This is a genomic window from Streptomyces cadmiisoli (assembly GCF_003261055.1).
Classification (GTDB): domain Bacteria; phylum Actinomycetota; class Actinomycetes; order Streptomycetales; family Streptomycetaceae; genus Streptomyces; species Streptomyces cadmiisoli.
The window spans coordinates 641997-659526 of record NZ_CP030073.1 but is presented as its reverse complement, the minus strand read 5'-3'; the positions used below and the strand labels follow the sequence as shown (position 1 = coordinate 659526).

Here is a 17530-nt window from a genome sequence, read left to right as displayed (position 1 = left end):
GAGCCGACCCCCTTGTCGGCTCGGAGAGGCGGTCATCGCCGGTCAGTCCAGGTCGTCGATGAGCGCGAACAGTTCCGCGTCGCTCGCGGCGTCCAGATCGTTGTCGTCCGGCGTGGCGTCGGCCCGCGTCCTGCCGTTCACCTCGTCCGCGACACCCAGCAGCTCTCGCAGTTGCCCCGCGAGGCTTTCGTACGCGGCCGGGTCGGCGGCCGCCGACCTGATGACGGTCTTGAGCCTGCCGAGCTGTTCGACGACCGCGTCGGCGGGCGACACCTTCTCCACCTTGATCTGGTCACGCAGGTACGTCGCCAGCGCCGTGGTGTTGGGATGGTCGAAGACCAGGGTGCTCGGCAGGCGCAGGCCGGTCGTCTTGTTGAGTTGGTTGCGGAGTTCGACTGCGGTGAGTGAGTCGAATCCGAGGTCCTGGAAGGCGCGGTCCGCCGCGATGGTTGAGGGGTCGGCGTGTCCGAGGACCGCGGCCACCTGGGCGCGGACGAGATCGATGAGTGCCTGCGTGCGTTCCTCGTCCGACAGAGCACCCAGCCGCTGGGCCAGCGAGGGACCGGAACTCCGGCCCTCCGCCGCAGCCGCTGTGCGGCGGCGCCCGACCGGGGCCAGCCCGCGCAGCGGCGGCGGCAGCGCGTCGCCCGCCTTCCGCAGTGTGGTGTGGTCGAGGGGGCTGATGGCGAGGAGTGGGTGGGTTGTTGTGGTGGCGGTGTCGAAGAGGGTCATGGCTTGGTGGGTGGGGAGTGGGAGGAGGCCGAGGCGTTTGATGCGTCGGAGGTCGGCGTCGTTGAGTTCGCCGCTGATGGTGCTGGTCTGTTCCCACAGGCCCCAGGCGAGGGAGGTGGCGGGTAGTCCTTGGGTGGTGCGGTGGTGGGCGAGTGCGTCGAGGTAGGTGTTGGCTGCGGCGTAGTTGGCTTGTCCGGCGTTGCCGATGAGGCCGGCGATGGAGGAGTAGAGGACGAAGGCGTTGAGGTTGAGGTGTTGTGTGAGTTCGTGGAGGTGGTGGGCGGCGTCGATTTTGGGGCGGAGGACGGTGTCGAGGCGTTCGGGGGTGAGGTCGGTGAGGATGGTGTCGTCGAGGACGCCGGCGGTGTGGATGACGGCTTTGAGCGGGGTGTCGGTGGGGAGGGAGTCGAGGACGGCTGCGAGGGCGGTTTTGTCTGTGACGTCGCAGGCGGTGATGGTGACGTCGGCTCCGAGGGCGGTGAGTTCGGTGCCGAGTTCGGTGGCGCCGGGTGCTTGGGCGCCTCGGCGTGAGAGGAGGAGGAGGTGTCTGGCGTGGTGTTCGGTGACGAGGTGGCGGGCGAGGACGGCTCCGAGGGTGCCGGTGGCGCCGGTGATCAGAATGGTGCCCTCGTCCCACCGCACCTGCGTGCCATCGTCATCGGATCGCACGGGGGTGAGGCGTGGTGTGTGGAATGTGCCGTGGCGGAGGGCGAGTTGGGGTTCGCCGGTGGCGAGGATGGCTGTGGTGTTGATGTGGGTGCCGGTCGGGATGTCGGCGAGGACGATCCGTCCGGGGTTTTCGGTCTGGGCCACGCGGATGAGTCCGGTCACGCCGGCGGCGGGCAGGTCGGTGATGTCTTCGTCGTCGACGGCTGTGGCGCCGCGGGTGACGACGATGAGTGTGGTGTCCTGTTTGGACTGATCGTTCAGGAAGTCCTGGACCTGGAGCAGGGTGTCGTGGGTGACGTCGCGTGGTGTGCGGTCGCCGGAGACGACTTCGAGTATCTCGCTCGCGGGGACGGCAGTTTTCGGTGTGGAGTCGGGCAGGGCGTTCCAGCGCACCGCGTACAGGGCGTCGCCCGCGCCGGTGGCAGCCGCCGAGCGCAGCGCCTCCTTCGACAGCGGACGCAGTGACAGCGTCTCGACCGTCGCGACCGGGGCACCCGCCGCATCCGCCACCGTCAGCGAAACGTCCAGCGACTCAGCCCCCTGGTCGGTGACCGTGAGGCGAACGCGTAGCGCTCCGGCCCCGACCGCGTGGATGGTGACGCCTTCCCAGCCGAAGGGGACGAGGGCCTGCCGGTCAGGGTCGACGACGCCGGGCAGCAGGGTGTGGAGGGCGGCGTCCAGCAGGGCCGGGTGCAGCAGGAAGCGACCGGCTTCGGCATTCGGGCCGTCGGGCAGGACGACCTCGGCGAACACTTCTCCCTCACCGCGCCAGGCCCGCTTCAGTCCCTGGAAGGCCGGCCCGTACTGGTAGCCGATCTCCGCGAGACGCTCGTAGGCACCCTCCAGCGGGACTTCCTGAGCACCGGCCGGCGGCCACACCGCCAGAACCTCGCCCTCGCCCTCACCTTCGACGGTCCCGGCCGGGGCGAGCGAGCCCTGGGCGTTGAGTGTCCACGCTCCTTCCCCTGATCCCGCCTCCCGCTCGCGCCGGGAGTAGACCTCCACGGCGCGACGTCCTGCCCCGTCGGCTTCACCGACCACCACCTGAAGCTGCACACCACCCCGCGCCGGAAACACCAACGGAGCCGACAGGAGCAGTTGGTCGAGTCTGTCGGCACCGACCTGCTCACCGGCGCGCACCGCCAGCTCGACCAGGGCAGTACCCGGCATCAGGACGTTGCCGTCGACGGCGTGCTCGGCCAGCCAGCCATGTGTGCGCAGCGACACCGATCCGGTGAAGACGTGGGTGTCACGGTCGGCCAGACCCACCGCGGCGCCGAGCAGCGGGTGAAGGGCGGGGTCGAGGCCCAGGCCCGTCACGTGGGGCCGAGCGTCCGGGCCGTCCAGCCAGTACCGGTCGCGCTGGAAGGCGTACGTCGGCAGCTCGATGTTCCGGGCACCGGGGAAGACCTTGTTCCAGTCGGGGGTGGCACCCCGCATCCGCAGCAGGGCCAGCGACGCCGCGACGGTCTCCGTCTCGGACCGGTCGCGTCGCAGCGCCGGAACGAGGACCCCGGCCTCCTCTGACAGGCAGGCCGCGGCGAGCGCCGTCAGCACCCCGTCGGGTCCCAGTTCCAGGTACTCGGACACGCCCTCGGACTCCAGGAACCGCACGCCGTCGTGGAATCGGACGGCACCGCGTATATGGCGGACCCAGTAATCGGGTGAGGTGAGTTCCTCGTCGGTGGCGAGGACCCCGGTGACGTTCGAGACGACGGGGATCTCGGGAGCCCGGAAGTCCAACTCCGAGGCGATGTCGCGGAATTCGTCGAGGATCTCGTCCATGTGCGGGGAGTGGAAGGCGTGGGAGACGGCCAGCCGCTTGACCGGAGTGCCCTGGGCCCGCCAGCCCGCCATGATCTCCTCGACGGCGTCCTCGTCGCCGGATATCACTGTGGCGCGCGGACCGTTGACCCCGGCGACGGCGACGCGGTGCTCGCCGTACGGCAGCATGGACGCTCGTACGTCGTCCTCGGTGGCCTGGATCGCGGCCATCGCACCGTCTTCGCGGGCCGCCTGCATGAGCCGTCCGCGTTCGGCGACCAGGACGCAAGCGTCGGCGAGGTTGAGGACCCCGGCCAGATGAGCCGCGGTGACCTCGCCGAGGGAGTGGCCGAGCAGGTAGTCCGGACGTACGCCGTAGTGCTCGAAGAGACGGAACAGGGCGACTTCGACCGCGAACAGCGCGGCTTGGGTGAACGCCGTCTCGTCGATCAGCGCGGCATCGGCGGTCGTCTCCGAGGCGAACAGGACCCACTTGATGGGACGGACCAGCAACGGGTCCAGGATCCTGCACACTTCGTCCAGTGCCTTGGCGAACACGGGGCTGCTCTCGTACAGCTCGCGCCCCATGCCGAGACGCTGCGCGCCCTGGCCGGTGAAGAGGAAGGCCACCTTGCCGGCGCGGGCGGTTCGGGTGCCGACCGCCGCCGCGACCTGCTCGCCGTCGGCCGAAGCGGCGAGTGCGGCCAGGCCCTTGAGCAGGGCCGTACGGCTGTCGCCCAGGACGGCGGCGCCCTGGTCGAGCAGCGTGCGACCGGCGGCGAGCGAGTACGCGATGTCGGCCGTGTTCAGTTCCGGTCTCGCCTCGACGAACCCGCGCAGCCGCTCGGCCTGTTCTCGTACCGCCTTCTGGTCCTTGCCCGTGATGATCCAGGGCAGGACGCCGGAGGACGCCCCCGGCCGCCGGTCGGCGCGTGGCCCGGCCGGGGGTTCCTCGATGACGACATGGGCGTTGGTACCGGAGATGCCGAAGGAGGAGATTCCCGCTCGGCGTGGGCGGCCGTCGGTGGCGGGCCAGTCGCGTGCCTCGGTGAGCAGGGACAACGTTCCCGTTTCCCAGTCGATGTGGGTGGAGGGGGTCTCGGCGTGGAGTGTCTTGGGCAGGAGGCCGTGGCGCATGGCTTCGATCATCTTGATGACGCCGCCGACGCCGGCCGCGGCCTGGCTGTGGCCGATGTTCGACTTGAGCGAGCCGAGGTACAAGGGACGTTCCTCGGGCCGCTTCTGGCCGTAGGTGGCCAGGAGTGCCTGTGCTTCGATGGGGTCGCCGAGGCGTGTGCCGGTGCCGTGTGCTTCGACGGCGTCCACGTCGTTGGTGGTGAGGCCGGCGTTGGCGAGGGCTTGTCGGATCACCCGTTCCTGCGAGGGTCCGTTCGGGGCGGTCAGTCCGTTGCTGGCGCCGTCCTGGTTGACGGCTGTGCCGCGGATGACCGCGAGGATGCGGTGGCCGTGCTTGCGCGCGTCGGAGAGTCGTTCGACCAGGAGGAGGCCGACGCCCTCGGACCAGCCGGTGCCGTCCGCGTCGTCGGAGAAGGACCGGCACCGGCCGTCCACCGACAGGCCGCGCTGACGGGAGAACTCGACGAAGGTGTGGGGACTGTTCATGACCGTGACGCCGCCCGCGAGCGCCAGGTCGCACTCGCCGTTGCGCAGTGCACTCGCGGCCATGTGCATCGCGACCAGCGACGACGAGCAAGCCGTGTCGACGGTGATCGCGGGGCCTTCCAGCCCGTAGGTGTAGGAGAGGCGGCCGGACAGGACGCTGGAGAGGTTGCCCGCGAGCAGGAAGCCCTCGAACTCCTCGGGTGTGCTGTCCAGACGCGACGCGTAGTCGTCGTACATGGCGCCGGTGAACACGCCCGTGTTGCTGCCGCGCAGGGTGGCCGGGTCGATGCCCGCGCTCTCGAAGGTCTCCCACGCGGTCTCGAGCAGCAGGCGCTGCTGCGGGTCGGTCGCGGTGGCCTCGCGCGGCGACATGCCGAAGAACTCCCGGTCGAACAGGTCGGCGTCGTGCAGGAAGCCGCCCTCGCGGACGTAGGAGGTCCCCGCGTGATCCGGGTCCGGGTCGTAGAGGTTGTCCAGGTCCCACCCTCGGTTGGACGGGAACTCGCTGACCCCGTCGACACCGTTCGCCACCAGGTCCCACAGGTCCTGGGGCGAGGACACCCCGCCCGGATAGCGGCATGCCATGCCGACGATCGCGATCGGCTCGTCGGCGCGGGTCCGAGGGCGGCGGTCGGGCTTGGTGCCGGGCGCCTCGGCCGGGACCACCTGGGTCAGCAGGTAGGCGGCGAGCGCTGTCGGTGTCGGGTGGTCGAAGACGGCTGTGCTGGGCAGCCGCAGGCCGGTGGCGGCCGAGAGCCGGTTGCGCAGGTCCACGCCGGCCATCGAGTCGAATCCGATGTCCTTGAAGGCACGGGCCGGATCCACGGAGGTGGCGCCGGAGTGACCGAGCACCGAGGCGACCGTGGCGCGCACCAGGGCCAGGACCGCGTCGCCGCGCTTGGCCTCGGGCAGACCGGCGGTCTGCTGCACCCAGCCGGATCCGCGGCCGGCCGAGCCGGTCTGCGCGGCACGACGCGGACGGGTGCGGACCAGGCCGCGGTAGAGCGCGGGGACCGGCCCGTTTCCGGCCGCCAGCCGGCCCGGGTCCAGAGCAACGGGCGCCAGCAGGGGTTCGTCGGCCGTCAGTGCTTCGTCGAACAGGGCGAGACCCTGTTGCGGGGTGAGCGGCGTCATGCCGAGCCGCGCCCAGCGGACGATGTCGGCCTCTGTGAGGGTGGCGCCCATGCCGGCGGAGCCGTCCCACAGACCCCACGCGAGTGAGGTGGCGGCCAGTCCCTGCGCGGCGCGGTGCTGGGCGAGCGCGTCCAGGTAGGCGTTGGCCGCGGCGTAGTTGGCCTGGCCCGCGGTGCCGGTGAGACCGGACACCGAGGAGAACAGCAGGAAGGCGGCGAGGTCCAGGTCACGGGTCAGCTCGTGGAGGTGCCCGGCGGCGGACGCCTTGGGCAGCAGGACGGCGTCCAACTGCGTCTCGGTCAGCGACTGAACGGTCGCGTCGTTCAGTACGCCGGCGGCGTGCACGACGGCGGTCAGCGGACGCGAGGCCGGGATCGAGGCGATGAGGGCCGCGACGGCCGCCCGTTCGCCGACATCGGCCGCCGCCACGGTCACCTCCGCGCCGAGCGCGGCGAGTTCCTCGCTCAGCTCGGCGGCGCCTGGCGCGTCGGGTCCCCGGCGGCTGACCAGCAGCAGGTGCCGTATTCCGTGCTCGGTCACCAGATGGCGGGCGAACAGCGCGCCGAGGCCGCCGGTGCCGCCGGTGACGAGGACCGTGCCGTCGGTGTCGAGGCGGCGGGCGGACGCCCCGCGCGTCGCGGCGCGTCGGGTGAGCCGGGGGGCGTGCAGGCGGCCGTCGCGCAGGGCGAGCTGCGGTTCGTCGGCTGCGATGGCGGCGGGCAGCAGGGAGTCGGCCGCCGCGTCGTCGTCGACGTCGATCAGCACCATCCGGTCGGGGTGCTCGGACTGGGCGGAGCGGACCAGTCCCCATACCGACGCGCCTGCGATGTCCACGACGTCATCGGCGCGCGCCGCGACGGCGTGCCGTGTCACCACGGCGAGCCGGGAGCCGGTGAACCGCTCCTCGGCCAGCCACTCCTGGACCAGACGCAGCACCCGACGGGCAGCGGGCGCCGGGTCGTCCTCACCGTCCGAGACAGGTACGCGCACGACCACGACGTCGTCCGCTGCGACGGAGTCGAAGGAGTCGTACGCCTCGGACCAGGTGAGGGAGGCTTCCGGCGAAGGCGGCGGCAGTTGCGGCCACTCCACGGTGAACAGGGCGCCGGCACCGGCGCCCGGTGCTGCCGCGAGACGCTCCTTGGGCACGGAGCGCAGGCTGAGCTCCAGAGAGGCCACAGGGGCGCCGGCCGGGTCGGCGAGTGTGATGGCGGCCCGGCCGGGACCGGCGGGAGAGATGCGTGCGCGCAGTTCCGAGGCGCCCACGGCGTGCAGGGCGACGTCATTCCAGCTGAACGGCAGAAGGATGTCCGCCGGGTCGTTGTCGGCACCCGCGTCCAGCACCAGCGGATGCAGTACGGCGTCGAGCAGGGCCGGATGCAGCCGGAAGCGGTCCGCGCTCTCGGCCTGCGCCTCGGGCAGGCGCACCTCGGCGAAGACGTCGTCGTCGCGTCGCCAGACGGCGCGAAGGCCCTGGAAGGCGGGCCCGTAGTCGTAGCCGAGGGCGGCCAGTCGGTCGTGGAGGCCGTCGAGATCGTCGGCCTCGGCGCCTGCCGGGGGCCACACGGCGAGGTCCTCGTCGGCGGGCGGCTCGGCCGTGGGGGAGAGGACTCCGGCGGCGTGCCGGGTCCACGGCAGGGTGCGGTCGTCGCTGTCCGGGCGGGCGTGGACGGTGAATTGCCGGTGCTCGTCGCCGTCCGGAGCGCTGACCGCCACCTGGACGCGGACGGCTCCGCGTTCGGGCAGCGGCAGCGGCGCCTCCAGCGTCAGCTCCGCGACGTGGGGGCTGCCGAGGTGCTCGCCCGCCGCCCGGGCGAGTTCGAGGAACAGGGTGCCCGGTGCGATGACGGTGCCGACGATGGTGTGGTCGGCCAGCCACGGCTGGTCGGCGCGTGAGATGCGGCTGGTGAACAGTGCGTCCTCACGCTCGGCGAATTCCACCGCTGTGGTCAGCAGGGGATGTCCGGCCGGGTCGAGACCGAGGCTGCGGGCGTCGGTGCGTGTGGTGGCGTTGAGCCAGAAATGCGTGCGCTGGAAGGGGTAGAGCGGCAGGTCCGTGCGGTGGGCGCCGGGGAAGAAGGAGGCGGCGTCGAGTGGCGCACCCTGCGCGTAGGCCTCCGCTGTCGCGAGGCCGAAGGTCTGCGTCTCGGGCCGGCCGGCGCGCAGCAGCGCCAGGGTGGTGATCGACGGCTCGTGCTCCAGGGTGCGCCGGGCCAGCGCCGTCAGCACGGCGTCCGGGCCGACCTCGACGAGGACGGTGGCGCCCTGGGCCGCGAGACGACGCGCGGCGGCTGCGAACCGGACGGGTTCGCGGATCTGCCGGACCCAGTAGTGGGGTGAGGTGAGTTGTTGGGTGGTGGCGAGTTGGCCGGTGACGGTGGAGATGAGGGGGGTGTGGGGTGGGTGGTAGGTGATGGTGGTGGCGATGTCGCGGAATTCGTTGAGGATGCCGTCCATGTGGGGGGAGTGGAAGGCGTGGGAGACGGTGAGTCGGTGGGTGCGGCGGCCGGCTGCTTGCCAGTGTTCGGCGATCTTTTCGGCGAGGTCGGTGTCGCCGGAGATGACGACGGATGAGGGGGAGTTGACGGCTGCTATGGACAGGTGGGTTTCGTGTCCGGTGAGGGAGGCGGCGATCTCCTCCTCGGTGCCCTGGATCGCGATCATGGTGCCGCCGGCCGGTGCGGCTTGCATGAGCCGTCCGCGGGCTGCGACCAGTTTCGCGGCGTCCTCCAGGGAGAAGACGCCGGCGACATGAGCGGCCGCCAGCTCACCGATGGAGTGACCCGCGAGCAGGTCGGGGGACATGCCGTGGTGTGACAGCAGGCGGAACAGTGCCACCTCGATGGCGAACAGTGACGGTTGCGTGTAGGCGGTCAGGTCGATGAGTTGCTCGTCGGCGTCCTTCGCGTTCTCGCCGAACAGCACCTCGCGCAGCGGCACGTCGAGAAGCCCGTCGAAGGCCGCGAGGACCTCGTCCAGGGCGTCGGCGAACACCGGGTGGGCCGCGTACAGTTCACGGCCCATTCCGGTGCGCTGGGCGCCCTGACCGGTGAACAGGAACGCGGTACGGCGGGTCGCGGCCGCGTGGCCGGTCACGACGTGCGGCGCCTCGGTCCCCTCGGCGAGCGCGTCCAGCCCGCGGAGCAGGTCCTCGGCCTCGGAGGCGAGAACGACGGCGCGGTGCTCGAAGGCCGTACGGGTCGTGGCCAGCGAGAGTCCGAGGTCGGCCGGGCCGGCTTCGGTGTGCGACGCGTACCGGGCCAGGCGCGCGGCCTGCTCCCGGAGGGCGTTCGGGTCGCGCGCCGAGAGAACGAACGGCGCCGGCACGGCCGGGAGGAGAACGGTCCCGGCCGTTCCGGTCCCGGCGGGCTCGGGCACGGCCGGGGCCACGGCCGGCGGGGCCTCTTCGACGATGACGTGGGCGTTGGTGCCGCTTATCCCGAAGGAGGAGACACCCGCGCGCCGCGGCCGCCCCTCGGTCGCGGGCCACTCCCGGGCTTCGGTGAGCAGGGTGACGGTGCCCTCGGACCAGTCGACGTGGCTGCTCGGCCGGTCCAGATGGAGCGTCCTGGGCAGCACGCCGTGCCGCAGCGCCTGCACCATCTTGATGACACCGCCGACACCGGCCGCGGCCTGCGTGTGGCCGATGTTGGACTTCAGCGAGCCCAGGTGCAGGGGGTGGTCGGTGTCGCGTCCGGCGCCGTACGTCGCCCTGAGCGCGTCCGCCTCGATGGGGTCACCGAGGCGGGTGCCGGTGCCGTGGGCCTCGACGGCGTCCACGTCCGCGGCGGCCAGACCGGAGTCGGCCAGCGCCTGCCGGATGACACGCTGCTGCGAGGGCCCGTTGGGAGCGGTCAGGCCGTTGCTGGCGCCGTCCTGGTTGATGGCTGAACCCCGGATCACACCGAGGACGCGGTGGCCGTTCCGCTGCGCGTCGGACAGCCGCTCGACCAGGAGCAGACCGACACCTTCGGACCAGCCGGTGCCGTCGGCGGCGTCGGCGAAGGGCTTGCAGCGCCCGTCGGGTGCCAGACCGCGCTGGCGGGAGAACTCCACGAACATGCCAGGCGAGGACATCACGGTGGCACCGCCCGCGAGAGCGAGGTTGGTCTCGCCGGAACGCAGGGAGCGGATGGCCAGGTGCAGGGCGACCAGCGACGAGGAGCAGGCCGTGTCGACCGTGACGGCCGGGCCGACCAGGCCGAGCTGATAGGCGATCCGGCCGGACATGACGCTGGCGGTGGTGCCGGTCAGCACGCCGCCCTGGACGGACTCGGGAGCGTCGTCCATGCGCGGCCCGTACTCCAGGGCGGTCGCGCCGATGAAGACGCCGGCGCGGGTGCCGCGCAACCGTGTGGGGTCGATCCCCGCACCCTCGACGCTTTCCCAGGCGGTCTCCAGGAGGAGGCGCTGCTGCGGGTCCATGGCCAGGGCCTCGCGCGGGGAGATTCCGAAGAACGCGGCGTCGAACTCGCCCGCGTCGTGCAGGAATCCGCCGTGGCGCACGGCACTGCGGCCCGGCCGGTCCGGATCCGGGTCGTACAGGTCCTCGGGCCAGCCTCGGTCGGCCGGGAACTCGGTGATGGCGTCCGAGCCGTCCGCGACCAGGCGCCACAGGTCCTCCGCCGAGGCCACCCCGCCCGGGTACCGGCAGGCCATGCCGACGATGGCGATGGCCTCGCCCTCGGTGGGCACCACGGCCGTGTCCTGCGCTGTTGCGGCCACGCCGAGGAGTTCGGCCGTGATGAACTCGGTGAGGTCCCGTGGTGTGGGGTGGTCGAAGAGCAGGCCCCCGGGCAGCTTCAGGCCGGTGGCCCGGGCGAGGGTGCCGCGCAGTTCGGTCGCCATCAGGGAGCTGAAGCCCAGCTCCCTGAACGGGGTGTGGTCGGGCACGCGTCGGCCCGGCTCGTATTCCAGGACCGCCGCGATATGGGTGTGCAGCAGGTCTTCGACGGCGCGCCAGCGTTCCTCCTCGCCGAGCGAGGCAAGTCGCCGGCCCAGCTCACCACGAGGGGTCACGGCGACGTCGGGGCCGGTCTCGGCGGCGCTGCCCGGGAGCGGTTCAGCCGCCCTGCGCACGCCGTCCAGCCAGTGGGGGCGACGCTGGAACGCGTAGGTGGGCAGCTCGACACCGCGTGCGGTCCGGTCGCCGAACAGCGCCGTCCAGTCGACCTCGGCGCCGCGTGTGAACGCGGTCGTCAGGGCGCTGAGCGCGGTCAGCGCCTCGGAGCGTCCGGCGCGCAGCAGCGGTACGGCGGCGACCGCCTCGGCATCCGCGACGCAGTCCTCGGTCAGGGACGACAGGACACCCTCGGGGCCCAGCTCCAGGAAGGTGCTGACGCCGGCGCTCTCCAGGGTGCGGACGGCGTCGAGGAAGCGCACGGGGCGGCGCACCTGCTCCACCCAGTAGTCGGGCGAGGCGAACTGTCCGGCGGTGACCGGTTCACCGGTGACGGTGGAAACCACCGGAAGCACCGGCTCCGCGTAGTCGAGGGACGCCGCGACGGTGCGGAACTCCGCCAGCATCGCGTCCATGTGCGGGGAGTGGAAGGCGTGCGAGACGGTCAGGCGTTTCGTTCTGTGCCCCTGGGCCCGCAGGACGTCGGCGACCTCGGTGGCCGCGTCCGCGTCACCCGACAGGACAACGGCGTCCGGGGCGTTGACGGCGGCGACGGCGAGCCGGTCCTCGCGGCCGACGAGCAGCGGCAGCACCTCCGCCTCGGTGGCCTGTACGGCGATCATCGCGCCACCTGCGGGCAGTGCCTGCATCAGCCGGGCGCGGGCGGCGACCAGCTTCGCGGCGTCGCCGAGGGAGAGCACACCCGCGACATGGGCGGCGGCCAGCTCGCCGACGGAGTGGCCGGCCAGGTGGCCGGGGCGCAGGCCCCAGCTCTCCAGGAGACGGAACAGCGCGACCTCGACGGTGAACAGGGCCGGCTGGGTGGCGCCCGTCTCGTGCAGCGCCTCGTCGTCCGCGATGAGCTCGATGAGCGGGCGCGGAAGCAGGGGGTCGAGGTGGGCGGCGACCTCGTCGAAGGCGGCGGCGTACACCGGGAACGTGTCGTACAACTCCTGGCCCATACCGGTGCGCTGGGCGCCCTGCCCGGTGAAGAGGAACGCCGTCCCGGCCGGTCGGACGGCGCCGGAGACGACCGAGGAGGCGGGGGCCGCGGTGGCGAGCGCGTCCAGGCCGGCGAGCAGGGAGTCGCGGCCGTCCGCGACGACGACGGCCCGGTGGCGCAGGAAGGTCCGGGTGGTGGCCAGTGCGCGCCCGATGTCCTGCGGCGACTGCCCGGGCCGTTCGGCGACGAAGGCGCGCAGCTTGGCGGCCTGGGCGCGCAGCGCGTCCTCGTCATGGCCCGTGACGACCCAGGGCGTGAGGGCGGGAGCGACCGGGGAGTTGTCCTCGGCGAGCGGGGCGGGGGCCTGGCAGGCGACGACATGGGCGTTGGTGCCGCCCATGCCGAAGGAGCTGACACCGGCGACCGGCGGGCGGCTCGCGTCGGGCCATTCCGTCAGCTCACGCTGTACGGAGAGTCCCAGCGTGTCCAGGTCGATCCTCGGGTTGGGAGTCTCGAAGTTCAGGCTGGCCGGAAGCCGGCGGTGGTGGAGGCTCAGCAGGGTCTTGATCAGTCCGGCGATGCCCGCGGCGCCTTCGAGGTGGCCGATGTTGGTCTTCACCGAGCCGACGCGCAGTGCGTTCCGCCCCGTGCGACCGGTGCCGAGGACGGCGCCGAGCGCGGCGGCTTCCAACGGGTCGCCGACCGGCGTGCCGGTTCCGTGGAGTTCGACGTAGTGGACCTCTTCGGGGGCGACGCCGGCGCGGTCGTACGCTTCTCGCAGCACCGCCTCCTGCGCTGCCGCGCTCGGCACGGTGAGGCCGTCCGTGGCGCCGTCGTTGTTGACGGCGCTGGAGAGGATGAGGCCGTAGACGCGGTCGCCGTCGGCGCGGGCCCGGCTCAGGGGCTTGAGGAAGACGGCGCCGCCGCCCTCGCCGGGCACGAAGCCGTTGGCCCGGGCGTCGAAGGTGTAGGTGGTCCCGTCGGGCGACAGGGCTCCGAAGCGGGACTCCGTGACGACGTTCTCGGCGAGCAGGTTGAGGTTCACACCGGCGACGAGCGCGCTGTCGGCCTCTCCGGCCCGCAGGCTCTCGCAGGCCAGGTGGACGGCGACGAGCGACGAGGACTGGGCGGAGTCCACGGTCATGCTCGGACCGTGCAGCCCCAGGTGGTACGAGACGCGGTTCGCGATGACGCCCCGGTTGACGCCTGTCATGGTGTGCTGCGTGACGGCTTCGGTGCCGTGCAGGTACAGCAGGCTGGTGTAGTCGTCGCGCAGGGTGCCGACGAAGACGGCGGTCCTGCTGCCGCGCAGGGTGGCGGCGACGACACCGGCGTCCTCCAGTGCCTCCCACGTCAGCTCCAGCACGAGCCGCTGCTGCGGGTCCATCGCCGCCGCCTCGCGCGGGGAGACACCGAAGAACGGCGCGTCGAAATCGGCGACGGACTCCAGGAATCCTCCCTTTCCGGCGCCGAGGGAGGCTCCGTCGGGGCCCCAACGCCCGTCCGGCACCGGGGTGATCGCGCTGTCGCCGCGGGAGAGCAGGTCCCAGAACGCGGCCGGATGGCCGGCTCCGGGCAGCCGGCACGACATGCCGACGACAGCGATCGGCTCAGCGCGGTTCCCGGCCGTTCCGTGCTGCCCGGCGGTCTCTCCGTGGATGTCGTGCTTGCTCTGTGTCACCTTCAGATGCCCTTTCCCTGCTGCGGGGCGCACTGGTCAAAGACTTTGGTCTGCGTACGGGGATCTCGGACAGCTCGGTGAGAGCCCCGGTCGACGGTAAGGACGGCAGGCTTTTGAACATCCAACGAGTGATCACGGCGCGGTAATCAGAGCGGCCGTGGTGCTTTGCCCGGCGGGCCGTTACCTCTCGATGAGTCACCGGTTCCAGCGTGCGGATAGCTTTCTTGCGTAGTCGTGAAGGGGAGTACACGACGCACGCCCGGGGGGCCTTCCCCCGGCCTCCCGGGCCGTCACTCGCACGCCTTCGCCGCGCTTTTCATCCACACGTACCGGAGGACACAAGAATGCCGAACGACGCCAAGGCCGTTGAACTTCCCAAGGAGCTCGAGGAGCACCTCGAAAGCTATGTCGCCGCCTTCAACTCGGGCGACGCGGAAAGCGTCGACTCCCACTACACGGACGCCGGCATCATCGTGTGGGAAAAGGGCAACCCGGTGAGCGGCGAGCAGCGTCATGCCGCGATCAAGGAGTTCCTGAGCCTCACGGAGCCGCACATCGAGACCGATGTCCGTGAGGCCTACGTCACCGGGGACACGGCTCTGCTCGTCGTGGACTGGACCATGGAGATCAACGCGGAGAGCGGCGAGGGCCGTGAGAGCCTCCGCGGTGTCGGTCTGGACGTGCTGCGCAAGCAGGCGAACGGCTCGTGGCTGTACGCCGTCGACGACCCGTTCGGCGAGGAGCCCCGCGACTGACGTCACGGGCGACCGCCAGGCGCCGGCTCACCGGCGCGGATGGGCAGAGAGCCGCATGACCCGGCGCCCCCCGGGTCATGCGGCTCTCTCGTCGTCCCTGCCACCCGCGCAGTGCTCGGCGTTCCCCGCAGATCGTGCGGAGGGCCGGACCGCCCCCGTGTTCGGGGAGCAGCCCGGCCCGATGGCGCCGGTGTGCTGCGCCGTGTGACGCCTCAGGGACTCAGACGGTGATGTCAGCGACCGGCCGGTCGACGGCCATCAGCCACTTGCCGTCCTCGACCCGGCGGATGACGTCGGTGCAGGAGCCCTTGATCTGCACCAGTTCGCCGTCCTCGCCGGGCAGCCCCAGCTCGAAGTCGACGACGATCAGCGTGACGTCGTCGGCGGTGTAGGAGTGCTTGACGACGGACTTCAGAGTCGGGCCCTTGGCGAGCAGCTCGATGATGCCCTTGGTGCGTGCCTCGCCGGTGAGCGGGCCGCCCGTCAGGTTGGAGATGGCGTCCGCACGGTAGAGATTGTCGAAGGCGGCGCCGTTGCCCGAGTTGAATATCTTCAGGAAGACATCGTTCTGCACCTCCGGATCATCGGTGAGTTCGAGGCTGAACAGATCGACGTCGGGCGTCGCTGCGGTCATGGACTGCTCCTTCATTCAGGGATCGTCGTATGCGGCTGGTCTTGTGCATCCGCGCACCGGAGCGGCGCGCGGCGTTCTCATGCGGCGCGGGGAGCACTTCCGAACTTCCCGTCGAAGAACGTCAGCGCGGGGTCCCCGCTGCCTCGCCGGCAGTCCAGCACCCTGCCGACGAAGATCGTGTGATCGCCGGAGACATGAGCGTCGATCACGTCACACTCCAGCCAGGCCAGGGCGTCGGACAGGAGCGGGGCGCCCGTGTGGGTGCCCGGCACCCACTCGACGTCGTCGAACTGTGCGAGGCCGAGCGTGCGCTTCTTGTCGGCGAAGTGGCGGGCCAGGGGTTCTTGTCCGGCGCCCAGGATGTTCACCCCGAAGTGCCCGTCCGCGGTCAGCTCGTCGAACATCACGGCGCTGTGAGCGATGCATACCAGGACGGTCGGCGGGGTCAGCGAGACGGAGCTGAAGGCGTTGGCGGTCATGGCGTGGATGTGTTCGCCGCCCACCGACAGCACGGTGACGCCGGTGGCGAACTGGGACATCACATCCCGCAGCGATGCGGCCTGGACAGTCGGGCGCAGCCCCGTCCGCGAGACAGTGGGCCCAAGCTCTGCGGATGCAGGAGTCATTTCCCCTCTTTGGATTCGGGTTCGCGGCCCCTACACAATCAAGGGCTGGGCAGAGAAGTTATCCGTTCACCGCTTTAGTGCACCCAATCGTCAGGTAATTCAGAGGCCTTGGGGCGTGCTGGGCGGCCCGATGACCACGCCATGACCGCATGATGGAGCGGGTTCAGGGATGTTGGCCTCATGACCGATGCATCGCATTCCCAGGCTGATGAAACACAGTTGGCGGAGCCCCATCTGGGGGCCGTACTGGCCTCGGCCGGCCTTGACGCCGAATATGTGAGGGCCGAGGGAAACACGCTTTATCAGCGGGCCGAGGACGGCCGTGAGATCCCCGTGCTGGACTACGCGGGCGGTTACGGGTCGCTCATGTGGGGCCACAACCACCCGACGATCGTCGCGTACGCGAAGGAGCTGCTGGACGCCGGTGTTCCGGTGCACTCGCAGTTCTCGCTGCACCCCGAGGCCGCCGAGCTCGCGCTCGCCCTGAGCCGGATCGTGCGGCGCGAGAGCGGCTACGACGAGCCGTACTTCGCCGTCTTCGCCAACACCGGCGCCGAGGCCAACGAGGCCGCGGTCAAGCACGCGGAAATGGACCGGGTCATCCGCCTCGGGGCGCTCCTGGCCGCCGTCGACGACGGCCTGACCGAGGCGCGCGAGGCGGTACGGGACGGCTCGGCGATCATTCCCGACGAGGTCTTCGCGCGCGTCGGCATGGGATCGCGCGTCTCGGACACCGCAGCGCTGAACGAGCTGGTCCATCACATCACCACGCACAACGCGGCCCAGGCCGGGCGTCCCCCCGTCTTCCTGACCCCCGAGGGCTCCTTCCACGGCAAGTTGGTCAGCACGGTTCAGCTGACTCACAACGAGGGCTATCGCAACCCGTTCAAGGCTCTGGCCGCCCAGGCCCGGTTCGTCCCGCTCGGTCAGCCCGGTGCGCTGCGCAAGATCGCCGACGAGGAGCGGGCCCAGCTGCTCGGCCTGGAGGTGGTGGACGGCCTCGTCCGGCTGACCGAGCACGAAGCGCCCGTCGTCTGCGCTTTCGTCCTGGAGCCGATCCAGGGTGAGGGCGGCATCCGTGAGATGCCTCGGGAGTTCGTCGAGGAGATCCACGAGGTCTGTGCGGAGCTGGGTGCCCCGGTCATCGTGGACGAGATCCAGAGCGGCATGGGCCGCACCGGTGACTTCCTGGCCGGCACCCGCCTCGGGCTGCGTGGCGACTACTACACCCTCGCCAAGAGCCTGGGCGGCGGCCTGGCCAAGATCTCGGTGCTGATGGTCCGCTCCTCGCGCTACCAGGGCCAGTTCGAGCTGATCCACAGCTCGACCTTCGCCAAGGACGGCTTCTCCAACCGCATCGCCCTCAAGGTCCTCGAACTCCTGGAGGCCGACGACGGCGCGGCCTACCGCAGGGCCGCCGAGCTGGGCGACCGGCTGCTGGCCATGCTGGGCTCCGTGCGCGATGACTACCCCGACGTGGTCAAGGACGTCCGCGGCCGCGGCCTGCTGCTGGGGCTGGAGTTCCACGACCAGTCCGGCGCCCCGGCCGCCCCGGTCGCCGAGGCCGCCCGCGCCGGCCTCTTCGGCTACCTGGTCGCGGGGCATCTGCTGCGGGGCCATCGGCTCCGTACGTTCCCGACCGCGAGTGCCCCCGACACGCTGCGCTTCGAGCCGTCCCTCCTGCTGTCGGACGACGAGATCAGCTGGCTGGAGACGGCACTGCGGGACACCTGCGACATCATCCGGGGCGGGTACCAGCGGCCCCTGGCGCTGCCCGGCGCATAGCGGCGGACGGCGGTCACAGGCCGGTGGCCGGGGCGGTATCCACGCCCCGGCCACCGGCCTTCACA

5 protein-coding genes are annotated in these 17530 nt (G+C 71.3%); 2 read left to right on the top strand and 3 right to left on the bottom strand.

Translation table 11 applies throughout. From position 1 onward, the window contains the following. Positions 1-42 precede the first annotated feature (42 nt). Positions 43-13575, bottom strand: a complete 13533-nt coding sequence (locus DN051_RS02720; RefSeq protein ID WP_112441988.1) for a type I polyketide synthase — start codon at positions 13573-13575, stop codon at positions 43-45. 434 nt (positions 13576-14009) lie between these two features. Between DN051_RS02720 and DN051_RS02715 the strand changes: the two genes are divergently transcribed. After that, positions 14010-14420 (top strand): YybH family protein, encoded by a 411-nt coding sequence (locus DN051_RS02715; protein WP_053758972.1) that lies wholly within the window; start codon positions 14010-14012, stop codon positions 14418-14420. A 220-nt stretch (positions 14421-14640) separates the two neighbouring features. Here DN051_RS02715 and DN051_RS02710 read toward each other — a convergent pair whose 3' ends face one another. After that, complete coding sequence (locus DN051_RS02710; RefSeq protein WP_112441986.1) at positions 14641-15054, bottom strand: YybH family protein; 414 nt, start codon at positions 15052-15054, stop codon at positions 14641-14643. A 77-nt stretch (positions 15055-15131) separates the two neighbouring features. After that, positions 15132-15593, bottom strand: a complete 462-nt coding sequence (locus tag DN051_RS02705) for a flavin reductase family protein (RefSeq protein ID WP_079000889.1) — start codon at positions 15591-15593, stop codon at positions 15132-15134. 267 nt (positions 15594-15860) lie between these two features. Between DN051_RS02705 and DN051_RS02700 the strand changes: the two genes are divergently transcribed. Then, entirely contained in the window at positions 15861-17465 is a 1605-nt protein-coding gene (locus DN051_RS02700; RefSeq protein WP_112437851.1) for an aspartate aminotransferase family protein, read from the top strand. The last annotated feature ends 65 nt before the right edge of the window (positions 17466-17530 follow it).

Bases quoted from the DNA above. Each gene is read 5' to 3' on its own strand.
- DN051_RS02720 (WP_112441988.1), bottom strand. From the start codon at position 13,575: ATGTCGTGCCGGCTGCCCGGAGCCGGCCATCCGGCCGCGTTCTGGGAC.
- DN051_RS02700 (WP_112437851.1), top strand. From the start codon at position 15,861: ATGACCGATGCATCGCATTCCCAGGCTGATGAAACACAGTTGGCGGAG.
- DN051_RS02705 (WP_079000889.1), bottom strand. From the start codon at position 15,593: ATGTCCCAGTTCGCCACCGGCGTCACCGTGCTGTCGGTGGGCGGCGAA.
- DN051_RS02710 (WP_112441986.1), bottom strand. From the start codon at position 15,054: ATGACCGCAGCGACGCCCGACGTCGATCTGTTCAGCCTCGAACTCACC.
- DN051_RS02715 (WP_053758972.1), top strand. From the start codon at position 14,010: ATGCCGAACGACGCCAAGGCCGTTGAACTTCCCAAGGAGCTCGAGGAG.